The following is a 23,593-nucleotide window of genomic DNA, read 5'->3' as shown; positions in this document are numbered from 1 at the left end:
GGCCCAGCCCCACCAACGTGCCTGGAGGTCGGGCAGGTTCGGCCGATTCGGGTTGTTCGGGTCGACGGCGATGATCGGCGTGGCGGACGCGGCTTCCGTCGCCTCGGCGGGGGCGGCAGGGGCGGCGGACCCGGCCGACGGCGGTGCGGCCGAGGGCGGCGTGCTTTTCGGGCCGGCCGGGTTCGACGACGAGGACTTGTCCGAGGTACATGCGGTGATCAGCGTGAGCGCGCCGACCAGCAGGGCCAACGAGCGTGCGATTTTCATGGGCCGGAGTATGACCGACGGGCCTCACCCGCGCCCGGCCGGTCCGCTCGACGACCGCACCGCCCGCAACGCGTTCACCAGACCGTGGCCGTGGAACGAGTCGACGTCGCCCGCCGGGACGCACGGCGCCACGCACTCCGGCCTGCCCGCCGTCGCGTACAACCGGGCGGTGATCGCGGCCGGCCCCCACGTCGGATGCATCGAGGCGATCAGCGCGGCCACCCCGGTCACCGCCGGCGCCGCCATCGACGTGCCCTGCTTCCGCGCCCAGCCGCCGTCGCCCGACGTGGACAACACCCCCTCGCCACCCGCCGCGCCATCGCCACCGGGCCCGGCCAGATCCAGCACACCCAGGCCCGTGTTCGAATAGCCGGCCCGTAGTCCGTTCGCACCCACCGCGGCGACCGTGATCACCCCCGGAAGCTCGGCGGGCAACTGGCGGCACTCGTCGTTCACCGGCCTCGGTCGCGCCGGCCGGGTGGCCGCGTCGTTCGGGCTGCGCGGATCCACCGTCTTGTGCGCGAGGTCGTAGGCGTCGTTGCCCGCCGCCGCGATCGACAACACGCCCCGGTCCGCCGCGTACGCCGCCGCCCGACGCACCGCCTCGTGGATCACCGCCTGGTCCTCGTCGTCCGGACACAGCAGCCACCACGGGTCGTTGTAGTAGCTGTGGTTGGCGATCCGCAGCCCCTGATCCGCGTGCTCGGCCAACCAGACGAATCCGCACACGCTCGCCTCGCCGTGGAACAGCGCGTCCGCGTCGCCCAGCCGCAGCGCCGCGATCCGCACCCCCGGCGCCACCCCCAGCACCCCGTGCCCGTCGCGCGCCGCCGCGATGGTGCCGGCCACGTGGGTGCCGTGATCCGAGCGCGGCGCCCGCCACGCCGCGTCCGCCCGGATCGGCCGACCCGTCGAGCAGTCCGCGGACAGTTCGGCGGCGAAGTTCGGCGCCAGGTCCGGATGCCGGTCGTCCACGCCCGCATCGGCCACCGCGACCACCACGTCCGCGCTGCCGTCGGTGATCCGTTGCGCCTCGTACGCGTGCACCATCGCCAGATTCCACTGCGCCGCCTCGGCCGGATCCGCAACGGCCCCTCCGGACCCCACCGCCGGCAGCCCGGCCGCCCCCACCCGCTCCGGCGCCCGCCCGCGCGCCCGCCCCCGCAACGGCACCGTGCGCGTGGCCCCCACCCGCGCCACCCCGGGCCGCCCCCGCGAACCCCGGCCCACCGTGTGCCACCACCACGCCGACCGGCCCGTACGCGTACACCACCACGCCGCCGGCCCGCCGCACCGCCGACTCGGCGAGCGCCGTCTGCGCCGTCCCGACCGAGGGGGTCAACACCAGGTACGAATAGAGCTCCGCCGGCGCGGCGTCGATCGATGCCGCCCTCGCGGGCACCGACCCGAACAACGCGGCCGCAGCCACCGACACCATCGCGATCGCCGCGCGCATCCTCATATCGGCGTACATGCACACCGGGCCCCCGAGGCAACCGGACATTCACCCGGACGAGTCGCCGGCCGCGACCGCGGCCGGCCCCGTCCCGCTCACGTGGTGATGTCGCGCTCGGTCATCCGCGCCCAGGCCGCCGCACCGAAGATCGCCGTATAGGCCGCCTGGATGCCGAGGTTGCGGACGATCTCGTCGGTCGGGATCGGATTGCGCAACAGGTCGCCGAAGCTCATCCAGCCGTCGGTGAACAACCACGGATGGATCGCCGACAACTGCGGGATGCCGGTCAGGATCGCGGTCACGATCACCACGCCGACCGTGGTCGCCATCGCCGCCACCGGCACCGTGGTCAGCGTCGACACGAACAGCCCGATCGCCGCGAGGCCCACCAGCGAGGCCGCCACACACAGCGCGATCAACACCGCCCGCCAGGACGCCTCGCCCATCGAGATGGTGTCGCCGGTCAACAGCGGCACATCGCCCATCGGAAACAGCGCCGCGCCCACCACCAACGCGGACAGCGCCACCGTGAGCGTCGCGGCCAGGCAGAACGCCAGCACCCCGGCGAACTTCACCGACAACAACCGGGTCCGCCCGGCCGGCGCGACCAGCAGATAGCGCAGCGTCCCGGCGTGCGCCTCGCCCGCGATCGAGTCGCCCGCCACCACGCCGACCGTCATCGGCAGGAAGAACGGCAGCGCGGCGGCCAGCGACGCGAAGACCAGGAACAGCCCGTTGCCGGTGACCTGGTTCACGAAGTCCACCGTCCCGCCACCGTTGCCGCCCGAGGAGCCGCCGTCGTGGAAGTAGCGCAGCGCGACCCCGAGCATGACCGGTACGAAGGCCAGGAAGCCCAACATCGCGGCCGTGCGCGGACGCAGGAAGACCAACCGCAGCTCGCTGCGCATCAACCCGCGCAGCCTCGGCAACCGCTCGGACCCGAACGCCTCGGTGCCCGCCGCGTACCGGAACGCGGGCGACAGGACACCCGTCTTGGGCAGTGCGTCAGTCGGTGACATCGAAGCCTTCTCCGGTCAGGGCGACGAACGCGTCCTCCAGGGACGGTCGCGCCAGAGTGAACGAACGCACCCGCACGTCGGCGCGGACCAGCGCCGCGCAGACCTCGTCCGGCTCCAACGGCGCCGGGTCGGCCTCGACACCGTCGCGGGTGGTGACGATGTCGGTCGCGCCGAGCCTGTCCAGCACCACGACCGCCGCCTCCGCGTCGGGAGTCGTGACGACCAACCGGGCCCGGGTGCCGGCGCGCAGGGATTCCACCGTGCCCTGGGTGATCAGCTTGCCGTGGCTCATCACCGCGACATCCGTGCACACCTGCTCGATCTCGTCCAGCAGGTGCGAGGACAGGAACACCGTCGTGCCGTCCGCGGCCAAGCCCCGGATCAGCGTCCGGATCTCGCGCATGCCCTGCGGGTCCAGGCCGTTGGTCGGCTCGTCGAGCACCAGCAGGTCGCGCGGACGCAGCAGCGCGGACGCGATGCCCAGCCGCTGCTTCATGCCCAGCGAGTAGGCCCGCGCCTTGCGCCCGGCCACCGCCGTCAGGCCGACCTTGGCCAGTGCCTCGTCCACCCGGGCGTCGCGGGTGCGCGGGTCCGAGGTGGGGTCGGCGGCGTCCAGTCGGTCCAGGTTCTGTCGCCCCGTCAGGAAGCCGTAGTGGGCCGGGCCTTCGATCAGCGCGCCGACCCTGGGCAACACCTGCCCGACGGCCCCGGGCATGGGGCCGTCGAGCAGGGTGACCGAACCGCTGCTCGGCCGGATCAGGCCGAGCAACATCCGGATGGTCGTGGTCTTCCCGGAACCGTTGGGCCCGAGGAACCCGAAGACGGAACCGGCCGGCACGATCAGGTCGAGTCCGTCCACGGCGAGCCGGTCCCGGCCGTAGCGCTTGGACAGCCCCTCGGTACGGATCGCGGCGGTACCGACCGCCGTGGACGCGGTCATCGCTGTGCCGCGATCCGCTGCAGCGTGTCCGCGTCGACCGCGCCGGCGAAGACCCGGCCCGAGTCGGTGCGCAACACGTTCAGCAGGCGGGTGTCGATCAACGTCCCGCCCGGAACCGGCTTGCCCAGCTTGCCCATCAGCCGGGCGGCTTCCTTGGCGTCGCCGCCCGCGGGCAGCTCGACCACGGTCGACCAGCCCTCGCCCAGCAGCCCCGGCTCGACGTGCCCCCCGGTCGGCGCCGCGGACTTGCCGGGTGCGCCCGGCGTGTCCGGCAGCGCCGGCCGCACCTCGTTCGGCTTGACCTCCTCGACCCGGGCGCCGGCCGGCGGCTTGAAGTCGAAGGTGCCGGCCGCGGGCTTGTCGTACGAGACCTGCTCGAAGCCGATGTCGATCGCGGGCTTGCCGCCCTTGACGGAGTCCACGGTCACCCGCAGCGGCACCCCGGTCTTCGCGTCCACGAACACCGTCGCGGCGGCGATCAGACTGCCCTGGCTCCTGGGCGCGAAGCGCAGCTTGTACACGTCGTGCCCGGCGACCCGACCGGTCCCCTCGACCCGGACGTCGGTGGTCGGGCCGACCAGGTCGAGCAGTTGCCGGGCCGCGTCCTGCGGCGTGGTCGGCACCAGCGACGCGACGTCGGAGCGGCCCCCGTCGAAGGTGCCGTGCGTCACCGCGTGCGTGCGGCTGTCGTAGGTCCACACGTCGCGGCCGTTGTGGATGACGTTGTACTCGGCCAGATCGGACATCAGACCGATCCGCTGCCGGTCCGGGCCGTCCAGGGCCACCTGGAGCTTGTTGGTGCCGGACAACAGCGCCTGCGGGCCGTTGCCGCCGGCCTTGCCGGGCAGCGTGGGCAGGCCCAGGTCGCTGTCGATGCGGACGGTGCCGGTGAGCGCGTCGGTCCGGGCTGCGGCGACCTCGGCGACGAGTTGCTCGGGGGTCCGGTCCGGTAGTCCCGGATGCGAGTCGTCGGCGAACGCGCTCGGGCCGAACGTCACGGCACCGACGGTCGCGGCGGCGATCGCGGCCGGTACCGCGAAGCGCCACGGAACGGATCGGCGGGTGGTGCGAGTCATGGAGATTGCCCCCTGATTCGATGTCGAATGCGACACCACAAGGGGATCATCGGCACCGGGCCATCGGCGTCGGCCGTACGTCACTGCAAAACGTCACCCTCAAGACGTGCGGGACCCTCGGGCACAGGACTTGATGGTGACATGGCACCGCACGCGCTACTCCCGGGGGAGCAGCCGCCGAGCACTCCCTGGGCAGACCGCGGCCCGCCCGCGTGATCCACGGGCGGGCCGGCGGGACGAACTACGCGCTGCGCTCGACGACCAGCTCGCACAGCGACGACAGGGCCCGCTTGGCGCTGCATTCGGGCAGCGGCGCCAGCACCTCGCGCGCCGCCTCGGCATAACGCCGGGTGTCCTCACGGGCCTTCGCGAGCGCCGGGTGGGCACGCAACAGCCCGAGGGCCTCCGCGTGCTCGGCGTCGTCGGTGATCGGTCCGTCCAGCAGCGCGAGCAGGTGCCGATCGGCCGCCGGCGACGAACCGGTCACCCCCGCCCGCAGGTGCAGCACCGGCAGCGTCGGCACTCCCTCGCGCAGGTCGGTGCCCGGGGTCTTGCCCGACTCGGTCGCCTCGCTGGCGATGTCGAGCACGTCGTCCGCGAGTTGGAACGCGACGCCGAACCGCTCGCCGTACCGGGTCAGGATGTCCACCACGTGCTCGTCCGCGCCCGCGAACATCGCACCGAACTGGCCCGACGCCGCGATCAGCGAGCCGGTCTTGTCCGCCATCACCGACAGGTAGTGCTCGACCGGGTCGTCGCCCGGGCGCGGACCGACCGTCTCGCGAATCTGGCCGGTCACCAGCCGGGCGAACGCCCGCGCCTGGATCCGCACCGCCTCGTTGCCCAGGTCGGCGACGATCTCCGAGGCCCGGGCGAACAGGAAGTCGCCGGTCAGGATCGCGACCGAGTTGTCCCAGCGGGAGTTGGCGCTGGGCGCGCCGCGCCGCAGCAGTGCCTCGTCCATCACGTCGTCGTGGTACAGCGTGGCCAGGTGGGTCAGTTCGCACACCACCGCCGCCGGCACCACGCCCGGCGCCTGCCAGTCGCCGAATTGGGCGGCCAGCAGCACCAGCAGCGGCCGGAACCGCTTGCCGCCCGCCTCGACCAGGTGCCGCGAGGTCTGCGTCAGGTAGGGGAACTCGCTCTTGGTGGCCGCCAGGAGCTCCTGCTCCACGGCGGCCATCCCCGCCCTGATCTCGGCATCGAGAGTCTCGTCCGTGACGCTCAGCCCGAAGGGCCCCACGATCGCCATGACGGTTCTCTCCTGTCGATCACGCAGAGTCTCTGCGTCTTGCCTAATGGACGAACAAGGCTGCCTTGTCCGCGAGGTCCAGTACGGGCTGCGGGAGGATGCCAAGGACCACGGTAACGGCTACCCCCAGCGCGATGGCAGCGGTGGTCATCACGCTCGGTACGACAACGGTCGGACCGTCGACCTTGGGCTCCGAGAAGAACATCAACACGATCACCCGTACGTAGAAGAACGCGGCAACCGCGCTGCACAGCACACCGACCACCACCAGGCTGCCCGCACCACCGCGCGCCGCCGCCTGGAAGACCGCGAACTTTCCGGCGAAACCGCTGGTCAGCGGGATGCCGGCGAAGGCGAGCAGGAACAGTGCGAACACTCCTGCGACCAGCGGGGAACGCCTGCCCAGCCCCGCCCAATGGGACAGGTGGGTCGCCTCGCCGCGCGCGTCGCGCACCAGAGTGACGACCGCGAATGCACCCAGAGTGACGAACCCATAGGCCACAAGGTAGAACATCGTGGACGACACGCCCGCGTCGTTCATCGCGATCATTCCGGTCAGGATGAAACCCGCGTGGGCGATCGAGGAGTAGGCCAGCAGTCGCTTCACGTCCGTCTGGGTGATCGCGATGATCGCGCCGGCGACCATGGTCGCGATCGCGACGCCGATCATCACCGGCCGCCAGTCCCAGCGCATGCCCGGCAGCGCGACGTAGAAGAAGCGCATCATCGCGCCGAACGCGGCCACCTTGGTGGCCGCCGCCATGAACCCGGTGATCGGGGTCGGCGCGCCCTGGTACACGTCCGGCGTCCAGGAGTGGAACGGCACCGCGCCGACCTTGAACAGCAGGCCGACCGCCACCATCGCGAGCCCGATCAGCAGCAGCGCGTCGTTGTCCATCGCGCCGGCCGAGGCCACCCCGATCTTGTCCAGCGAGACGCTGCCCGAGTAGCCGTAGAGCATGGCCACGCCGAACAGGAAGAACGCCGAGGAGAACGCGCCGAGCAGGAAGTACTTGAGCGCGGCCTCCTGGGAGAGCAGCCGGTTGCGCCGGGCCAGCCCGCACAGCAGGTAGAGCGGCAGGGACAACACCTCGAGCGCGACGAACATCATCAACAGGTCGTTCGCCGCCGGGAAGAGCAGCATGCCCACCAGCGAGAACATGGTCAGCGGGTAGACCTCGGTCTGCGTCCAGCCCGCCGCCGTCGCGTCCTTCTCCTGCTGACTGCCCGGCGCCGCCGCGGCCTGCGGGGCGAACGCGTCGCCGCCGGCCGGCTCCAGCCTGCGCTCGCCGATCAGCAGCACCGACGCGATGCCGATCAGCAGCAGCGTGCCCTGCAGGAACAACGACGGGCCGTCCACGGCGACCGCGCCCATCGCGGTGATGCTGCCCCGGTGGTCGTCCGGCAGGTCGCGGGCGAGCCAGACGACCGCGCCGAACGCGCCGATCATGCCGACCAGGGCCACCGTGAGCTGCGCGCGGTAGCGGGCCGGCCGAGGCAGGAACGCCTCGATCAGCACGCCCACCACCGCGACGCCGGCGATGATCAGGATCGGCGAGAGCTTGCCGTATTCGATGGTGGGCGCGTCCACCTTCGTCACGGCGAGCGTTGCCGTTGCGGCGGTGCTCATGCTCACTTGGAGCCTCCAGTGGTGTGCGCCTCGGTGCCCGCGGCCTGTTCGATGGGCTTGGTGGGCGCCGGGTCCTTCTGCTCCACCCGGCTGAGCGTGTGGTCCACGGCCGGGTTCACCGCGTCGAGCACCGGCTTCGGGTAGACGCCGAGCACGAGCAGGAACGCGATCAGCGGTACCACGACCGCCAGTTCGCGCGGCACCAGGTCGCGGAGCTTCTCATTGCCCGGCCGCAGTGGGCCGGTCATCGTGCGTTGGTACAGCACCAGCACGTACAGGGCGGCGAGCACGATGCCGGTGGTGGCGAAGATCGCCGCCACCTTGTACTTCGCGAACGCGCCCACCAACACCAGGAACTCGCTCACGAACGGGGCGAGTCCGGGCATCGAGAGGGTCGCGAGTCCGGCCACCAGGAACGTACCCGCGAGAATCGGGGCGACCTTTTGCACGCCACCGAAGTCGGCGATCGTCTTGCTGCCGCGGCGGGTGATCAGGAAGCCCGCGATCAGCAGCAGGGCCGCGGTGGAGAACCCGTGGTTGACCATGTACAGCGTGGCGCCCGACTGACCCTGACTGGTCATCACGAAGATGCCCAGGATGATGAAGCCGAAGTGCGAGATGGACGTGTACGCGATCAGCCGCTTGATGTCGGTCTGACCGACCGCGAGCAGCGCGCCGTAGATGATCCCGATCACCGCGAGGGTGATCACCGCCGGGGCGAAGTACTTCGAGGCGTCGGGGAAGATCTCCAGGCAGAACCGCAACATCGCGAACGTGCCGACCTTGTCCACCATCGCGGTGACCAGCACCGCGATGCCGGGCGTGGCCTCGGTCATGGTGTCCGGCAGCCAGGTGTGGAACGGCCAGAGCGGCGCCTTGACCGCGAACGCGAACATGAAGCCCAGGAACAGCGCCTTCTCCGCGGTCGGGTCGATGTCCAGTTGGCCGGTGGCCACGGCCTGCGAGATCTTCACGAAGTCGAAGGTGCCGTGCCCGTCGATGCCGATGCCCTGGTTGGCGGTGGCCACGTACAGACCGACCACGGCGGCCAGCATGACCAGGCCGCCGAGCAGGTTGTAGAGCAGGAACTTGACCGCCGCGTAGGAGCGTTGCGGGCCGCCGAAGCCACCGATCAGGAAGTACATCGGGATCAGCATGGCTTCGAAGAAGACGTAGAACATGAACACGTCGGTGGCCGCGAAGGACACCACGACCATCGCCTCGACCAGCAACATCAGCGCGAAGAACGCGTGCGTGCTGCGCGGCGCGGCCTTGCCGGTGCCGGCCGATCCGTCGGCGTTCACCGGCGCCGTGTCCGCGTCGTGCCACGAGGCCAGGATCAGCAGCGGCATCAGCACCGCGGTGAGCAGGATCAGCACCAGGCCGATCCCGTCCACGCCCAGCGACCAGCGCACGCCGAACGAGGAGATCCAGCTGTAGCTTTCGGTGACCTGGAACCGGTCGCCGTCGTTGTCGAATCTGGTCGCCACCACGATCGCGACGGCGAGGGTGAGCAGGCTGAACAACAACGCCACGTTCTTGGCGAGCTTGCGCTTGCCGGCCGGCACGGCGGCGACGCACAGCCCGCCGACGAACGGCAGCGCCGCGAGCGTCGTCAGCCAGGGAAAGTGGCCGTTCATCGAAGTCCCTCCGCCAAGGCGCCTACGGGGTGGGCGAGCTGGGGTCGTGTCCGGATGGTCATGTTCAGGCCATCCGAGCCATCAGCGTGCAGGCCACGACCAGCAGCGTGCCGCCGAACATGGACAGCGCGTACGAACGCACGAACCCGGTCTGCACCTTGCGCACGCGCGCCGAGGTGCCGCCGATGAACGCCGCGAGTCCGCCCACGAATCCGTCCACGCCGCGGTTGTCGAACCACACGAGCAGGCGGGTCAGGTACTGGCCGGGCCGCATCACCAGGCCCTCGTTGACCGCGTCCTGGTACAGGTCCCGCCGCGCCGCGACGGTGACCAGGCTCGCGGCCGGCGCCACCGCGGGCACGTCCCGACGGGCGTACTGCAGGTAGGCCACCGCCGAGCCGAGCGCGACCATCGAGAGCGCCATGCCGGTGACCGCCCACTCGCTCATCGGCAGATCGCCGTGCGAGAAGCCGGTGACGGGCGTCAGCCATTTGACAAACGAATCGTTGAGCACGAACAACCCGCCCGCGAACACCGATCCGAACGCGAGCAGGATCATCGGACCGGTCATCGAGGTCGGCGACTCGTGCGGGTGCGGCTCGTGCCAGTCGGCCGGCGCGCCCGCCGGCGCCTCCTTCCAACGTTCCTTGCCGAAGAAGGTCATCAGCATCACGCGCGTCATGTAGTACGCGGTGAGGCCGGCCGCCAGCAGGGTGACCGCGCCCAGGATCCAACCCGAGGTGCCGCCCTTGGCGAACGCCGCCTCGATGATCTTGTCCTTGGAGAAGAACCCGGACAGCAGCGGGAAGCCGATGATCGCCAGGTAGCCCAGGCCGAACGTGACGAAGGTGATCGGCATGTACTTGCGCAGGCCGCCGTAGCGGCGCATGTCGACCTCGTCGTTCATGCCGTGCATGACCGAACCCGCGCCCAGGAACAGCCCGGCCTTGAAGAAGCCGTGCGTGACCAGGTGCATGATCGCGAACGCGTAGCCGATCGGACCCAGGCCCGCGGCCAGGATCATGTAGCCGATCTGGCTCATCGTGGAGGCGGCCAGCGCCTTCTTGATGTCGTCCTTGGCGCAACCCACGATCGCCCCGAACAGCACGGTGATCGCACCGACGATGGTGACCGCGAGTTGGGCGTCCGGTGAGGCGTTGAAGATCTCCGCGGACCGGGTGATCAGGTACACGCCGGCGGTGACCATGGTCGCCGCGTGGATCAGCGCGGAGACCGGGGTCGGACCCTCCATCGCGTCGCCGAGCCACGCCTGGAGCGGGAATTGCGCCGACTTGCCGCACGCGGCGAGCAGCAACATCAAGCCGATCGCGGTCATCGTGCCGTCGCTCGCACTCGCACTGCCGCCGAGCACGTCGGCGAAGTCGAAGGAGCCGAACGTGGTGAACATCAGGAAGATCGCCACGGCCAGACCGAAGTCGCCGACGCGGTTCATGATGAACGCCTTCTTGGCGGCGGTCGCGGCGCTGGGCTTGTGCTGCCAGAAACCGATCAGCAGGTAGGAGGCGAGCCCCACACCCTCCCAACCGGCGTACAGCAGAAGGTAGTTGTTCGCCAGCACCAGCAGCAGCATCGCGCCGACGAACAGGTTCAGGTAGCCGAAGAAGCGCCGACGGTTCTCGTCGTGCGCCATGTAGCCGATCGAGTAGATGTGGATCAGCGAGCCCACACCGGTGATCAGCAACACGAAGACGATGGACAACTGGTCCAGGTGCAGACCGATGTCGGCCTGGAACTCGTTGACCGGCGCCCAGGTCCACAGGTGCTGGTCGACCGAGCGGTCCGCGTCGTCCTTGCCGAGCATGGTCACGAACAGGACCACGCCGACCACGAACGACCCGAGGGCCATCGCGGTGCCGAGGATGTGGCCGAAGGCGTTGGTGCGCTTGCCACCGACGAGCAACAGCAGCGCGCCCAGCAGCGGCAGGCCGACGACCAGCCACATCGCCGAATAGGCGCCGGTTGCCGCGACGGAGTGCAGCCCGCCGCCGCCCTCGTTGGCGAGCATGACGCCGGAGGCCAGGGAGGAGGTTTCGATCACCGGTTCCGACCTACCACTTCATGAGGCTGGCGTCGTCGACCGAGGCCGACCGGCGGCTGCGGAAGATGGCGATGATGATGGACAGTCCGACCACGACCTCGCACGCGGCGACGACCATCGTGAAGAACGCGATGATCTGGCCGTCGAGGTTGTCGTGCATGCGGCCGAACGTGACGAACGCGAGGTTGCACGCGTTCAGCATCAGTTCGACGCACATGAACACAACGATCGCGTTGCGCCGGAGCAGGACCCCGGCCGCGCCGATGGTGAACAACAGCGCGGACAGGTACAGGTAGTTCACCGGGTTCACGGGCGCCCCTCCTTGGAGCCTGCGCCGGCGGCAACCTCGTTGCCCGAGCCGTCGCCCGCCGAAGAGTCGGCGTCGTCGTGTTCCTGCCGGGCGGTGGGCACCGGTGCGGACGAGCGAGCGTCCGACTCGTCCGGCCACGCCTCGTCGTCGGCGTCGCTACCGGCGCTCTCCAGTTCGGCGACGCTGTGCACCGCCTCGGCGCTGACGTCGCGGATCTGGCCGCGGGCGCGCAGGGTGCCGTTGATCGACAGTTGCGAGATGCTGCCGTCCGGCAGCAGCGCGGGCACGTCCACGGCGTTGTGCCGGGCGTACACCCCGGGCGTGGGCAGCGGCGTGACCTGCTTGTTCTCGCGCACCCGCTGCTCGGACAACTCGCGCTGGGTCTTGCGCGCCACCAGGCGTTCGCGGTGCGCGAGCACCATCGCGCCGACCGCCGCGGTGATCAGCAGTGCGCTGGTCATCTCGAAGGCCCAGATGTACTTGGTGAAGATCTGGTGTGCCAGACCCTGCACGTTGCCCTGGGACGCCGCGGCCAGCGCCTCGTCGTTCGTCTCCGCCGGGTAGACCGGGCGGTTGCCCGGCGCCTTGGTGGCGAGCGCGGTGAAGTGTGTGATCGACGCGTTGGCGATGCCCGCCACGAGCAGGATGCCGAAGCCCAGGCCCAGCCCGACCGCGGCGATCCGCTGGCCCTTCAGCGTCTCCTTGAGCGAGTCCACCGAGGTGACGCCGACCAGCATCAGCACGAACAGGAACAACATCATGATCGCGCCGGTGTAGACCACGATCTGCACGATGCCCAGGAACACCGCGCCCTGGGCCAGGTAGAAGATCGCCAGGCACATCATCGTGGTCACCAGCGCGAGCGCGCTGTGCACCGCCTTCTTCATGAAGACGGTGGCCAGGGCACCGATCAGCGCGACGACCGCGAGCACCCAGAACTGCAGCGCCTCACCGGTGGAGGTCTTGGTGACCTCGGCCGCGAAGTCGATTCCGGGACTCATCGGCCCGCCTCCGTCCGCTGCTTGTGCTCCTCGGCCGACTCCCGGGGCTCCTGGGTCACCGTGCCGGGCGCGGCCGCGGTGACCTTGCCCAGGTAGTAGTCGGTGTCGGTGGTGCCCGGGTACATCTCGTGCGGCGCCGGGACCATGCCCTCGTACAGCGGTGCGAGGAGCTGTTCCTTGGTGAAGATCAGGCTCGCCCGGCTGGTGTCGGCGAGCTCGAACTCGTTGGTCATGGTCAGCGCCCGGGTCGGGCACGCCTCGATGCACAGGCCGCAGAAAATGCAGCGCAGGTAGTTGATCTGGTAGTTGCGGCCGTACCGCTCACCGGGCGAGAAACGCTCCTCGTCGGTGTTGTCGGCACCCTCCACGAAGATCGCGTCGGCGGGACACGCCCACGCGCACAGTTCGCAGCCGATGCACTTCTCCAGCCCGTCGGCGTACCGGTTGAGCTGGTGCCGGCCGTGGAATCGCGGTGCGGTGACCTTCTTCTCGTACGGGTAGTACTCGGTGTTCGCCTTCTTGAACATCGTCGCGAAGGTGACACCGAACCCCGCGACCGGTCCGAGGAACTTGGGCACGGGTCTATGCCTCTCCTTCAGTGCGGTCGGCCGGGGGCTCCGCCGCGGCCGGCGCACCGACCGGCTCGGGTTTGCGCACGTTGCGGCGCGGCACCGGCGGAAGTTGTTGTCCCGGCATCGGCGGTACGGGGAACCCGCCCGCCATCGGGTCGAACGGTTCGGGTCCGGCCGCCTTCGCGTCCGCCTCCTCGTCCCGGTCGGGGGTGATCGCGTCCCACAGGATCGACAGCAGGAGCAGGGCGACCACGCCGCCCGCGACCCACAACACGATCCGGGACTGCTCGTAGCCCTCGTTCTTGAGCGCACGCACGGTGGCCACCAGCATCAGCCACACCAACGAGAGCGGGATCAGCACCTTCCAGCCGATCTTCATGAACTGGTCGTAGCGGAACCGCGGCAGCGTGCCGCGCAGCCAGATGAACACGAAGATGAAGGCCTGGACCTTGAGGAAGTACCAGAGGAAGGGCCACCAACCGGAGTTGGCGCCGTCCCAGACCGCGGTGATCGGCCACGGCGCGAGGTAGCCGCCGAGGAACAGGGTGGTCGCCAGCGAGCTGACCACCACCATGTTCACGTACTCGGCGAGGAAGAACAGCGCGAACTTCAGTGACGAGTACTCGGTGTGGAATCCGCCGACCAGCTCGCCCTCGGCCTCGGGAAGGTCGAACGGCGCCCGGTTGGTCTCACCGATCATCGCGACGACGTAGATGATGAACGAGACCGGCAGCAGCACCGCGTACCAGGTGTCCTGCTGGGCGGCGACGATCTCCGAGGTGGACATCGAGCCGGCGTAGAGGAACACCGCCGCGAACGACAGGCCCATCGCGATCTCGTAGGAGATCATCTGCGCCGAGCTGCGCAGCCCGCCGAGCAGCGGGTAGGTCGAGCCGGAGGACCAGCCCGCGAGCACGATGCCGTAGATGCCCACGGACGCGACCGCGAGGATGTAGAGGACCGCGACCGGCAGGTCGGTCAGTTGCAGATTGGTGCGGTGCCCGAACATCGAGACCTCGGGCCCGAAGGGGATCACCGCGAACGCCATGAACGCCGGGACCATCGCCACGATCGGGGCGATGATGTAGACGGCCTTGTCGGCGCCCTTGACGGTGATGTCCTCCTTGAGCGCGAGCTTCACGCCGTCCGCGAGGGACTGGAGCAGGCCCTGTGGGCCGGTGTACTTGGGCCCGATGCGCATCTGCATCCAGGCCACGACCTTGCGTTCCCACCAGATCGCGAACAGCGTCATGACGACGCAGAACGCGAAGATGAGCACCGCCTTGAGCAGGATCAGCCACCAGACGTCGGTACCGAACCCGACCGCGGCGAGCTGCATGCCGCTGTCCGTCACCGCTCCTCCTCATGAACGTGTGCGGTCCGACCGTTGCGGCCGGTTCCGTTGGGGGGACCTTCGGCGTTGGCCAGGTCCACGACCGCCGGCCGAATCCGAACCAGTTCGCCGGCGCCGACGCCCAGTGCGCGACGCACCGAGGAGCCGGGCGAGTTCGCGGGCAGGAAGACCACCCGCTCGGTCATGTCGGTGATGCGCAGCGGCAACGTGATCTCCCCGTGCAACGAGGTCACGGTGACGCCGCTTCCGTCCTCGGCGCCGATCTCGGCGGCCGTGGAGGCACAGAGCCGGACCACCGGCGTGCGCCGGGTGCCCGCCAGATGGGGTTCGCCGTCCTGGCCCCGGCCCTCGTCCAGGAGCAGCCGCCAGGTGGCCAGTACGGCTTCGCCCGCGCCGGGGCGCGGGAGTTCGCGGGCGGTGCCCTCGGGGGCCGGTCCCCGGTCGCCGCCCCACCGGCCGAGCCGGCGCAGTTCGCGGCGGGCGGCGGTGAGCGAGGGCAGGTCGATCGGGGTGCCCTCGCACTGCTCGGCCATCGCCTCGGCGATCGCGTCGAGCACGCGCAGGTCGGACATCACCGCGGCCAGGTCGCCGGTGAGCTGGTCCTTCTTCAGCACGGTGGCGAACGGGCGCTCGCGGCCCTCCCAGTCGACGAAGGTGCCGGGCTTCTCGGCGGGTGCGGCGACCGGGAAGACCACGTCGGCGCGTTCGGTGACCGCGCTGTGCCGCAGCTCCAGGCTGACCACGAAGCGGGCCGCGTCCAGCGCGGCGATCGCGCCGGCCGGGTCGGGCAGGTCGTCCACCTCGACACCGCCGACCACCAGGGCCCCCAGGCGTTGTTCGCGGACCGCGGTGAGCATCGAGGTGGTGTCCAGGCCGTAGCCGCCGGGCAGGTCGGCGACCGCCCAGGCGGCGGCCGTCTCGGCTCGGGCCGCCGGGTCGCCGACCGGTCGCCCGCCGGGAAGCAGGTTGTACAGCGCGCCCGCGTCCAGCGCGCCGCGCTCGCCGGCCCGGCGCGGGATCCAGGCGAGTCGGGCGCCGGTGGCCGCGGCCAGCGCGGTGACCTCGGCCAATGCGCCGGGCACGCCCGCCAGGCGCTCGCCGACGAGCACGATGGTGCCCGGGGTGCGCAGCAGTTCGGCGGCGGCGCGCGGGAGTTCGCCCTCGACCGCCGGGTCGCCGAGCGCACAGAGCCACTCGGTCTCGGTGCCGGGGGCCGCCCGCAACAGCGTGCCCTTCATCCGGACCAGGCCGGCCGAGGCGAACGGCGCGATGCCGTAGACCTTCAGGCCCTTGCGGGCGGCCTTGCGCAGCCGCAGGAACACGATCGGCGATTCGTCCTCGGGCTCGAACCCGACCAGGAGTACGCCGGGGGCCTTCTCCAGGTCGGCGTAGGTCACCCCGAGCCCGCTGCCGGCCACCCGGGCGGCGAGGAAGTCGGCCTCCTCGGCCGAGTGTTCGCGGGCCCGGAAGTCGATGTCGTTGCTGTCCAGCGCGACTCGGGCGAACTTGCCGTACGCGTAGGCGTCCTCCAGCGTGGCCCGCCCGCCGACCAGGACGCCGGCCGAGCCGCGTGCGGCGGCGAGCCCGCGCGCGGCCACACTCAGCGCCTCGGACCAGGACGCGGGAACCAGTTCGCCGCTCTCCTCGTCCCGGATCAGTGGGGAGGTGAGCCGGTCCTGTCGGGTGGCGTAGCGGAACGCGAAGCGGCCCTTGTCGCAGTTCCATTCCTCGTTGACCTCGGGCTCGTCGCCGGCGAGCCGGCGCAGCACCTTGCCCCGTCGGTGGTCGGCGCGCAGCGAGCACCCGGACGCGCAGTGCTCGCACGTGGTCGGGGAGGACACCAGGTCGAACGGCCGGGCGCGGAAGCGGTACGCGGCCGAGGTGAGGGCGCCGACCGGGCAGATCTGGATGGTGTTGCCGGAGAAGTAGGACTCGAAGGGCTGCTTCTCGTAGATCCCGACCTGTTGCAGTGCGCCGCGTTCGATCAGCGCGATGAACGGGTCGCCCGCGACCTGTTCGGAGAAGCGGGTGCAGCGTGCGCACAACACGCAGCGCTCGCGGTCCAGCAGCACTTCGGAGGAGATCCGCAGCGGCTTGGGGAAGGTCCGCTTGACCTCGGCGAAACGCGAGGCGGAACGACCCGCGCCCATCGCCTGGTTCTGCAGCGGGCACTCGCCGCCCTTGTCGCAGACGGGGCAGTCCAGGGGGTGGTTGATCAGCAGCAGCTCCATCACCCCGTCCTGCGACTTCTTCGCGACGGGCGAGGTGAGTTGGGTGCGCACCACCATGCCGTCGGTGACGGTGGTGGTGCACGAGGCGAGCGGTTTGCGCTGGCCCTCGACGTCGACCAGGCATTGCCGGCACGCGCCGACCGGGTCGAGCAGCGGGTGGTCGCAGAACCGGGGGATCTGAATGCCGATCAGCTCGGCCGCCCGGATCACCAGGGTGCCCTTGGGCACGGAGACGTCGATCCCGTCCACCGAGATGGTGACGAGGTCCTCCGGCTTGGGTGCCGGCGGCCCACCCGCTGGGGTGTTGGTCGTGACGGTCATGTCAGCTCTGCGCTCCTGCCCCGATGGAAGCGGGGGCTGTGCTCGCCCACGCGGTGGATGCCGCGGTGTCGAACGGACAGCCGCCGTGCTCGAAGTGCGCCAGATATTCGTCGCGGAAGTACTTGAGCGAGGACTGGATCGGGCTCGCGGCACCGTCGCCCAGCGCGCAGAACGACTTGCCGAGGATGTTGTCGGCGACGTCGAGCAACGTCTCCAGGTCCGCTTCGGTGCCCTCGCCGCGTTCCAGCCGGGTGAGCAACTGGGTGAGCCAATAGGTGCCTTCGCGACACGGCGTGCACTTGCCGCAGGACTCGTGCTCGTAGAACTCGGTCCAGCGCAACACCGCGCGCACCACGCACACGGTCTCGTCGAAGATCTGCAGCGCCTTGGTGCCGAGCATGGATCCGGCGGCGCCGACGCCCTCGTAGTCGAGCGGTACGTCCAGGTGCTCGTCGGTGAACATCGGCGTGGACGAGCCGCCCGGCGTCCAGAACTTGATCCGGTGTCCCTCGCGCACCCCGCCCGCCAGGTCGAGCAGTTGGCGCAGGGTCACCCCGAGCGGGGCCTCGTACTGGCCGGGCCGCTTGACGTGTCCGGACAGCGAGTACAGCGTGAAGCCGGGCGACTTCTCCGAGCCCATCGAGCGGAACCACTCGACGCCCTTGTTCAGGATCGGCGGCACCGAGGCGATCGACTCGACGTTGTTCACGCAGGTCGGGGACGCGTACAGGCCGGCCACCGCCGGGAACGGCGGGCGCAGTCGGGGCTGACCGCGGCGGCCCTCCAGCGAGTCGAGCAGCGCGGTCTCCTCGCCGCAGATGTAGGCGCCGGCGCCCGCGTGCACGGTGAGTTCGAGGTCGAAGCCCGAGCCCTGCACGTTCTTGCCGAGGTAGCCGGCGGCGTACGCCTCACGGACCGCGTTGTGCAGTCGGCGCAGCACCGGGACCACTTCGCCGCGCACGTAGATGAACGCGTGCTCGGAGCGGATCGCGTAGGACGCGATGATCACGCCCTCGATCAGCACGTGCGGGTTGGCGTACATGAGCGGGATGTCCTTGCAGGTTCCCGGCTCGGATTCGTCGGCGTTGACCACGAGGTAGTGCGGCTTGCCGTCGTTTTGCGGGATGAAGCCCCACTTCATGCCGGTGGGGAAGCCCGCGCCGCCGCGACCGCGCAGGCCGGAGTCCTTGACGGTCTGGATCACCTCGTCGGGGTGCATCGCCAGCGCCTTGCGCAGGCCGTCGTAGCCGCCGTCGCGCCGGTAGGTGTCCAGCGACCACGGCCGGTGCTCGTCCCAGTTCGCGGAGAGCACGGGGGTGAGGAGGGAGGGGTCGGTCACGGCGCTTGGTCCCCGTCCTGGTCGGTCGCGGCCCCGGTGGGCGGCGCGGGGTGGGCCGGGTCGGACTCGGCGGTGGGCGCCGGGGCGTCGTGCGAACTCGGCGCGGGGGGCTGCTCGTTCGCGGCCTGCTCGGCCGCGCTGCGCGGGCTGCCCACGATCTTGGGGCGGCGGGTCGGCTCGTCGGTGTTCGTGCCGTTGGCGATGCGCAGGCCGACCAGGCTGGCGGCACCGCCCGCGCCGCCCTCGTCGACCGCGCCGGGGCGCTCGTCGGGGAAGCCGGCCAGGATCCGCGAGGTGTCCCGGAAGGTGCACAGGCGCGCGCCGCGGGTGGGCACCGCGTCCTTGCCCGCGCGCAGGTCGTCCACGAGTTCCTTGGCCGACTGCGGGGTCGCGTCGTCGAAGAACTCCCAGTTGACCATCACCACGGGCGCGTAGTCGCAGGCGGCGTTGCACTCGATGTGCTCCAGGGTGACCACGCCGTCGGCGGTGGTCTCCTTGTTGCCGATCCCGAGGTGGTCCTTCAGGCTCGCGAAGATCTCGTCGCCGCCCATCACCGCACACAGCGTGTTGGTACAGACGCCGACGTGGAAGTCGCCGCCCTGGCGACGTCGGTACATCGTGTAGAAGGTCGAGACCGCGGAGACCTCCGCCGTGGTCAGGCCCAGGATGTCGGCGCAGAACTCGATGCCGGTGCCGGTCACGTAGCCCTCTTCGGCCTGCACCAGGTGCAGCAGCGGCAGCAGCGCCGAACGGGCCTGTGGGTAGCGCCCGATCACCTCTTTCGCGTCCACCTCCAGGCGGGCCCGCACCTCGGGCGGAAACGGCGGAGCCGGCTTGGCCGGGGGCATCGGCATGCCCAGGTCCGTACTCATCGGTCGACACCTCCCATGACGGGGTCGAGGCCCGCCACTGCGACGATCACGTCGGCCACCTGACCGCCTTCGCACATCGCGGCCATGGCCTGCAGGTTGTTGAACGAGGGGTCGCGGAAGTGCACGCGGTAGGGGCGGGTGCCACCGTCGCTGACCGCGTGTACGCCCAGTTCGCCGCGCGGCGACTCGATCGCGCTGTAGACCTGGCCGGGCGGTACCCGAAAGCCCTCGGTGACCAGCTTGAAGTGGTGGATCAGGGACTCCATCGAGGTGCCCATGATGTTCGCGATGTGCACGGGCGAGTTGCCCAAGCCGTCGGCGCCGAGCGCGAGTTGTGCGGGCCAGGCGATCTTCTTGTCGCCGACCATGACCGGTCCGGGAGCGAGTCGGTCCAGGCACTGTTCGACGATCCGCAGCGACTGCTTCATCTCCTCGATGCGGATCAGGTACCGCCCCCAGGAGTCGCACGAGTCGGCGGTGGCCACGTCGAACTCGTAGTTCTCGTAGCCGCAGTAGGGCTGCGTCTTGCGCAGGTCGTGCGGCAGGCCGGTGGAGCGCAGCACCGGGCCGGTCAGACCCAGCGCCATGCAGCCGGCCAGGTCGAGGTAGCCGATGCCCTGGGTGCGGCCCTTGAAGATCGCGTTGTCGTTGAGCAGCAGTTCGTACTCGCGGATCCGGCCGGGCAGGATGTTCACCAGCTCGCGGACCTTGTCCACGGCGCCGGGCGGGAGGTCCTGGGCGAGGCCACCCGGGCGGATGTAGGCGTGGTTCATCCGGAGCCCGGTGATCATCTCGAACACGTCGAGGATCAGTTCGCGGTCGCGGAACCCGAAGGTCATCACGGTGAGCGCGCCGATCTCCATGCCGCCGGTGGCCAGGCAGACCATGTGCGAGGAGATCCGGTTGAGCTCCATGAGCAGGACCCGGATCACCTGCGCGCGCTCGGGGATGTCGTCGGTGATGCCGAGCAGCTTCTCCACCGCGAGGCAGTACGCGGTCTCGTTGTGCAGCGGCATCAGGTAGTCCATGCGCGTCACGAAGGTGACGCCCTGGGTCCAGTTGCGGAACTCCAGGTTCTTCTCGATGCCGGTGTGCAGGTAACCGATTCCGCACCGGGCCTCGGTGACGCTCTCCCCGTCGATCTCCAGGATCAGTCGCAACACGCCGTGGGTGGACGGGTGTTGCGGGCCCATGTTGACGACGATGCGCTCGTCGGCGTCGGCCGCGGCCTGGACCACTTCGTCCCAGTCGGAGCCGGTGACCGTGTAGACCCGGCCCTCGGTGGTCTCCCGCGCGTGCGCGGCGGATGGGGGTGTCGTTGTCTGATCGCTCATCAGTTGTACGACCTCCGCTGGTCGGGCGGCGGGATCTGGGCGCCCTTGTACTCGACGGGCACGCCGCCGAGCGGGTAGTCCTTCCGCTGCGGGTGGCCGGGCCAGTCGTCCGGCATGAGGATGCGCGTGAGCGCGGGGTGGCCGTCGAAGACGAGGCCGAAGAAGTCGTAGGTCTCCCGCTCGTGCCAGTCCAGCGCGGGATACACGCTCACCAGGGACGGCAGGTGCGGGTCGGCGTCGGGCACGCTCACTTCCAGGCGGACCGCCCGATTGTGGGTGATCGAGCGCAGGTGGTAGACCGCGTGCAGCTCGCGGCCGGTCTCCTGCGGGTAGTGCGTGCCGGACACGCCGGTGCACAACTCGAAGCGCAGGGCCGGGTCGTTGCGCAGGGTCAGCGCGATCCGGGGCAACGACTCGCGACGCACGTGGAAGGTGAGTTCGCCGCGGTCTACGACGACCTTCTCGACCGCCTCGTCGAACTCGATGCCGGCTTCCGCGAGGGCGCCGGAGAGTTCGTCGGCGACCAGGTCGAACTCGCCCTCGCCGGCCGCGGTTCCGCGCGGGCCGCCGTAGGGGCGGGCGGCGGCGCCGGGGAAGGCGACGGTACGAACCAGCTTGCCGTAGCCGGAGGTGTCGCCCGATCCGCTCGCGCCGAACATGCCGTGCCGGACCTCGACGGGTTCGCCGGTCGGTTCGCCGTGGATGTCGCGGGGGGCGGGGAGCTGGGCCTTCTCCTCGGGCGTGGGGTTCGGGGGTGTACTCACCGGGTGCCCCCCTCGGGTGCGTGGCCGACCGGAATGCCGGGGTTGAGCTCGTGCGCGCCGCGGCGGGCGCTCGCGGGCAACATCTCGATGGTGGGCAGCGCCTTCATGGCGGCCTGCTCGGCGGCGCGGGCCGCCTTCTCGCGGTTGACGCCCAGCGGCATCGCCTGGATCTCCTCGCGGAGCTTGATGATCGCGTCCATCAGCATCTCCGGCCGCGGCGGGCAACCGGGGAGGTAGATGTCCACCGGCACCACGTGGTCGACGCCCTGGACGATCGCGTAGTTGTTGAACATGCCGCCCGAGGACGCGCACACGCCCATCGACAACACCCACTTGGGGTTGGGCATCTGGTCGTAGATCTGCCGCAGGACCGGCGCCATCTTCTGGCTGACCCGGCCGGCGACGATCATCAGGTCGGCCTGGCGGGGCGAGGCCCGGAAGACCTCCATGCCGAACCGGGCCAGGTCGTAGCGGCCGGCGCCGGTCGCCATCATCTCGATCGCGCAGCACGCGAGTCCGAACGTGGCCGGCCAGAAGGATCCCTTGCGGAAGTAGCCGGCCAGCCCTTCCACGGTGCTCAACAGGAAGCCGCTGGGCAGCTTCTCCTCGATACCCACGCGGATGCCCTCTCTCGGTCAGTCGTTGGGGGAAGCCTGGGCGTGTCGGCTCGTCCGGGCGTCGTGCTTCACGGGCCGCATGGTCAGTCCCACTCCAGGCCGCCGCGACGCCACAGGTAGGCGTAGGCGACGAAGACCGCGGCGACGAACAGGACCATCTCGACCAGACCGAACATCCCGAGAGAGTCGAAGTAGACGGCCCACGGGTAGAGGAAGACGATCTCGATGTCGAAGACGATGAAGAGCATCGCCGTCAGGTAGTACTTGACCGGGAATCGCCCGCCGCCGACCGGCTGCGGGGTCGGCTCGATGCCACATTCGTAGGCTTCGAGCTTGGCCCGGTTGTAGCGCTTGGGCCCGGTGAGCGCCCCCATCACGAGGGAGACCAGTCCGAAGGCCAGGGCAATGCCCCCGAGCACGAGGATCGGCGCGTACAGGTTCACCGCGCTCCCATCTCCCTTCTCAGTCCCCCGATGTCACGCATGTGACCGGGTTCACAAGCTGCCGGAACGGCGCCCATCCTAGGCCCCTTGCGATGTGATCTGCGACACGGGTAGGGAACGATCATGGTGTGATCTTCCCCACCTGATGATCGATCAGAAACGGTTGCGTGCAGGCAAAAATCACACAGGGTGAGAAATAGGGGAGCCTAAACGGTTCGCCACTCACGGACGATGTTGATCATGAGATGCCCCTATACCACCCGTTCACAAGCGCATCAAATTTGGCCGATCATGATCGGTTGTGATAATCGCTCGCGCCGGGCGCGCACACAGCGTCACGGATTGGACCGCGCTCCGCGCGGGGCGGCGGGCCCGGCGGGGGCTCGTGACGGGGGTGGGGGGTGGGGGTCGGGGGGGGCGGGGTCGGCGGTCGGCGGTCGGCGGTCGGCGGTCGGCGGTCGGCGGTCACTATCACCGGGCGACGGGCGACGGGCGACGGGCGACGGTCAAGTCGTGGGCGCTGACGCGCCGGGGGTCGAGTTCGCGGTAGCGCCGGGGGTGCCGCGCGCCCGAGTCGCGGCAGGTGCCGTCGGGCCTTGCCCCATCCGGACCGGCTTCCCTGCCCGCCACATCAGTGTGTTCGTCGTTCCGGTCGGTTCACCCGACTTTTGCTCGGCCCCAGTGCGTGGCCGGAGTCCGCGCGCCGCGCGCGACGCGCCACGCGCCACCGCCTGAGCCGCCCTCGCCGTCGAAGGGGACGGTTTCGCGGGTTCGCCGGGGAGCCTTCCCGGGTGGGTTGGGTGCTTTGTGGCCGGCGGTCGCGTGTTGGTCGGCAGCGGATGGCTTTGTGCTAAACGGTCGGCGTGGGCCGGCGGAGATGGGCCCGGTCCCACGGTCACCGGCGGCCGGGAGCCTTGGGTTTCCCGGCGAGAGGTGGGTGTTGCTTGCCGGAAAGGCGCCGGCAACGGCGGAGTGGGAGGGTGCTTTCGTCGGGTCCGCCGGGGAGCCTTCCCGAGTTGGTCGGGTGTTCGCGGCGGGCGGTCGCGTCTTGGTCGGGTTGGGTGCGGGTGGCTCAGTGCTAAACGGTCGACGTGGA

The 23,593-nt window shown here is 70.2% G+C and carries 19 protein-coding genes and 1 pseudogene; all 20 read right to left on the bottom strand.

Translation table 11 applies throughout. The features are described from left to right. Positions 1 to 267 (bottom strand): annotated as a pseudogene (locus ACFXMF_RS35465) (hypothetical protein); the annotation flags it as partial. Between the two features lie 24 nt (positions 268 to 291). Then, on the bottom strand, positions 292 to 1,458 hold the full coding sequence (locus ACFXMF_RS35460; protein WP_379988515.1) for a S8 family serine peptidase: 1,167 nt from the start codon (positions 1,456 to 1,458) through the stop codon (positions 292 to 294). A 360-nt stretch (positions 1,459 to 1,818) separates the two neighbouring features. Continuing rightward, the gene (locus ACFXMF_RS35455; RefSeq protein ID WP_379988516.1) at positions 1,819 to 2,742 is read right to left on the bottom strand and encodes an ABC transporter permease; all 924 of its coding nucleotides are present in this window, start codon (positions 2,740 to 2,742) and stop codon (positions 1,819 to 1,821) included. Beyond that, entirely contained in the window at positions 2,729 to 3,682 is a 954-nt protein-coding gene (locus ACFXMF_RS35450; protein WP_360308590.1) for an ABC transporter ATP-binding protein, read from the bottom strand. Before ACFXMF_RS35450 ends, ACFXMF_RS35455 begins: the two co-directional genes overlap by 14 nt. Then, positions 3,679 to 4,758, bottom strand: a complete 1,080-nt coding sequence (locus ACFXMF_RS35445; protein WP_379988517.1) for an outer membrane lipoprotein carrier protein LolA — start codon at positions 4,756 to 4,758, stop codon at positions 3,679 to 3,681. Before ACFXMF_RS35445 ends, ACFXMF_RS35450 begins: the two co-directional genes overlap by 4 nt. A 241-nt stretch (positions 4,759 to 4,999) precedes the next feature. Continuing rightward, the gene (locus ACFXMF_RS35440) at positions 5,000 to 6,010 is read right to left on the bottom strand and encodes a polyprenyl synthetase family protein (protein ID WP_360308584.1); all 1,011 of its coding nucleotides are present in this window, start codon (positions 6,008 to 6,010) and stop codon (positions 5,000 to 5,002) included. 43 nt (positions 6,011 to 6,053) lie between these two features. Next, the gene (nuoN, locus tag ACFXMF_RS35435; protein ID WP_360308581.1) at positions 6,054 to 7,640 is read right to left on the bottom strand and encodes an NADH-quinone oxidoreductase subunit NuoN; all 1,587 of its coding nucleotides are present in this window, start codon (positions 7,638 to 7,640) and stop codon (positions 6,054 to 6,056) included. A gap of 2 nt (positions 7,641 to 7,642) precedes the next feature. After that, complete coding sequence (locus ACFXMF_RS35430) at positions 7,643 to 9,280, bottom strand: NADH-quinone oxidoreductase subunit M (protein ID WP_360308578.1); 1,638 nt, start codon at positions 9,278 to 9,280, stop codon at positions 7,643 to 7,645. Positions 9,281 to 9,344: 64 nt separating this feature from the next. Continuing rightward, positions 9,345 to 11,243, bottom strand: a complete 1,899-nt coding sequence (nuoL, locus tag ACFXMF_RS35425) for an NADH-quinone oxidoreductase subunit L (RefSeq protein ID WP_360308893.1) — start codon at positions 11,241 to 11,243, stop codon at positions 9,345 to 9,347. A 106-nt stretch (positions 11,244 to 11,349) separates the two neighbouring features. After that, complete coding sequence (nuoK, locus tag ACFXMF_RS35420; protein WP_020549317.1) at positions 11,350 to 11,649, bottom strand: NADH-quinone oxidoreductase subunit NuoK; 300 nt, start codon at positions 11,647 to 11,649, stop codon at positions 11,350 to 11,352. Beyond that, on the bottom strand, positions 11,646 to 12,650 hold the full coding sequence (locus tag ACFXMF_RS35415) for an NADH-quinone oxidoreductase subunit J (RefSeq protein WP_360308575.1): 1,005 nt from the start codon (positions 12,648 to 12,650) through the stop codon (positions 11,646 to 11,648). Before ACFXMF_RS35415 ends, nuoK begins: the two co-directional genes overlap by 4 nt. Beyond that, entirely contained in the window at positions 12,647 to 13,228 is a 582-nt protein-coding gene (gene nuoI, locus ACFXMF_RS35410) for an NADH-quinone oxidoreductase subunit NuoI (protein WP_360308572.1), read from the bottom strand. Before nuoI ends, ACFXMF_RS35415 begins: the two co-directional genes overlap by 4 nt. Positions 13,229 to 13,232: 4 nt before the next feature. Beyond that, on the bottom strand, positions 13,233 to 14,561 hold the full coding sequence (nuoH, locus tag ACFXMF_RS35405; RefSeq protein ID WP_360308890.1) for an NADH-quinone oxidoreductase subunit NuoH: 1,329 nt from the start codon (positions 14,559 to 14,561) through the stop codon (positions 13,233 to 13,235). Between the two features lie 11 nt (positions 14,562 to 14,572). Next, positions 14,573 to 17,128 carry an NADH-quinone oxidoreductase subunit G gene (locus ACFXMF_RS35400; protein WP_360308569.1) on the bottom strand — a complete coding sequence of 852 codons (2,556 nt, stop codon included), beginning with the start codon at positions 17,126 to 17,128 and terminating at the stop codon, positions 14,573 to 14,575. 1 nt (position 17,129) lies between these two features. Further along, positions 17,130 to 18,467 carry an NADH-quinone oxidoreductase subunit NuoF gene (gene nuoF / locus ACFXMF_RS35395; RefSeq protein WP_360308566.1) on the bottom strand — a complete coding sequence of 446 codons (1,338 nt, stop codon included), beginning with the start codon at positions 18,465 to 18,467 and terminating at the stop codon, positions 17,130 to 17,132. Then, a complete protein-coding gene (nuoE, locus tag ACFXMF_RS35390) occupies positions 18,464 to 19,339 on the bottom strand; it encodes an NADH-quinone oxidoreductase subunit NuoE (protein WP_360308563.1) in 876 nt (291 codons plus the stop codon). Before nuoE ends, nuoF begins: the two co-directional genes overlap by 4 nt. Beyond that, a complete protein-coding gene (locus ACFXMF_RS35385) occupies positions 19,336 to 20,673 on the bottom strand; it encodes an NADH-quinone oxidoreductase subunit D (RefSeq protein ID WP_360308560.1) in 1,338 nt (445 codons plus the stop codon). The genes nuoE and ACFXMF_RS35385 overlap by 4 nt, the downstream gene beginning before the upstream one ends. Then, on the bottom strand, positions 20,673 to 21,437 hold the full coding sequence (locus ACFXMF_RS35380) for an NADH-quinone oxidoreductase subunit C (RefSeq protein WP_379988518.1): 765 nt from the start codon (positions 21,435 to 21,437) through the stop codon (positions 20,673 to 20,675). Before ACFXMF_RS35380 ends, ACFXMF_RS35385 begins: the two co-directional genes overlap by 1 nt. Then, entirely contained in the window at positions 21,434 to 22,054 is a 621-nt protein-coding gene (locus tag ACFXMF_RS35375; protein WP_360308557.1) for an NADH-quinone oxidoreductase subunit B family protein, read from the bottom strand. Before ACFXMF_RS35375 ends, ACFXMF_RS35380 begins: the two co-directional genes overlap by 4 nt. Positions 22,055 to 22,137: 83 nt before the next feature. Then, the gene (locus ACFXMF_RS35370) at positions 22,138 to 22,497 is read right to left on the bottom strand and encodes an NADH-quinone oxidoreductase subunit A (RefSeq protein ID WP_360308554.1); all 360 of its coding nucleotides are present in this window, start codon (positions 22,495 to 22,497) and stop codon (positions 22,138 to 22,140) included. Positions 22,498 to 23,593 lie beyond the last annotated feature (1,096 nt).

The sequence above is a fragment of the Embleya sp. NPDC059213 genome, assembly GCF_042754445.1.
In the GTDB taxonomy this organism is placed as follows: domain Bacteria; phylum Actinomycetota; class Actinomycetes; order Streptomycetales; family Streptomycetaceae; genus Embleya.
The sequence above is the reverse complement of the archived record's forward strand: the minus strand, read 5'-3'. Positions and strand labels throughout refer to the sequence as shown.

What these genes read in the sequence shown, in the direction of transcription:
- nuoE (WP_360308563.1), bottom strand. Translation starts at nt 19,339, where the DNA reads ATGAGTACGGACCTGGGCATGCCGATGCCCCCGGCCAAGCCGGCTCCG.
- ACFXMF_RS35385 (WP_360308560.1), bottom strand. Translation starts at nt 20,673, where the DNA reads ATGAGCGATCAGACAACGACACCCCCATCCGCCGCGCACGCGCGGGAG.
- ACFXMF_RS35440 (WP_360308584.1), bottom strand. Translation starts at nt 6,010, where the DNA reads ATGGCGATCGTGGGGCCCTTCGGGCTGAGCGTCACGGACGAGACTCTC.
- ACFXMF_RS35400 (WP_360308569.1), bottom strand. Translation starts at nt 17,128, where the DNA reads ATGACCGTCACGACCAACACCCCAGCGGGTGGGCCGCCGGCACCCAAG.
- ACFXMF_RS35445 (WP_379988517.1), bottom strand. Translation starts at nt 4,758, where the DNA reads ATGACTCGCACCACCCGCCGATCCGTTCCGTGGCGCTTCGCGGTACCG.
- ACFXMF_RS35415 (WP_360308575.1), bottom strand. Translation starts at nt 12,650, where the DNA reads ATGAGTCCCGGAATCGACTTCGCGGCCGAGGTCACCAAGACCTCCACC.
- nuoH (WP_360308890.1), bottom strand. Translation starts at nt 14,561, where the DNA reads ATGCAGCTCGCCGCGGTCGGGTTCGGTACCGACGTCTGGTGGCTGATC.
- ACFXMF_RS35430 (WP_360308578.1), bottom strand. Translation starts at nt 9,280, where the DNA reads ATGAACGGCCACTTTCCCTGGCTGACGACGCTCGCGGCGCTGCCGTTC.
- nuoN (WP_360308581.1), bottom strand. Translation starts at nt 7,640, where the DNA reads ATGAGCACCGCCGCAACGGCAACGCTCGCCGTGACGAAGGTGGACGCG.
- ACFXMF_RS35450 (WP_360308590.1), bottom strand. Translation starts at nt 3,682, where the DNA reads ATGACCGCGTCCACGGCGGTCGGTACCGCCGCGATCCGTACCGAGGGG.
- nuoL (WP_360308893.1), bottom strand. Translation starts at nt 11,243, where the DNA reads ATGTGGCTGGTCGTCGGCCTGCCGCTGCTGGGCGCGCTGCTGTTGCTC.
- ACFXMF_RS35455 (WP_379988516.1), bottom strand. Translation starts at nt 2,742, where the DNA reads ATGTCACCGACTGACGCACTGCCCAAGACGGGTGTCCTGTCGCCCGCG.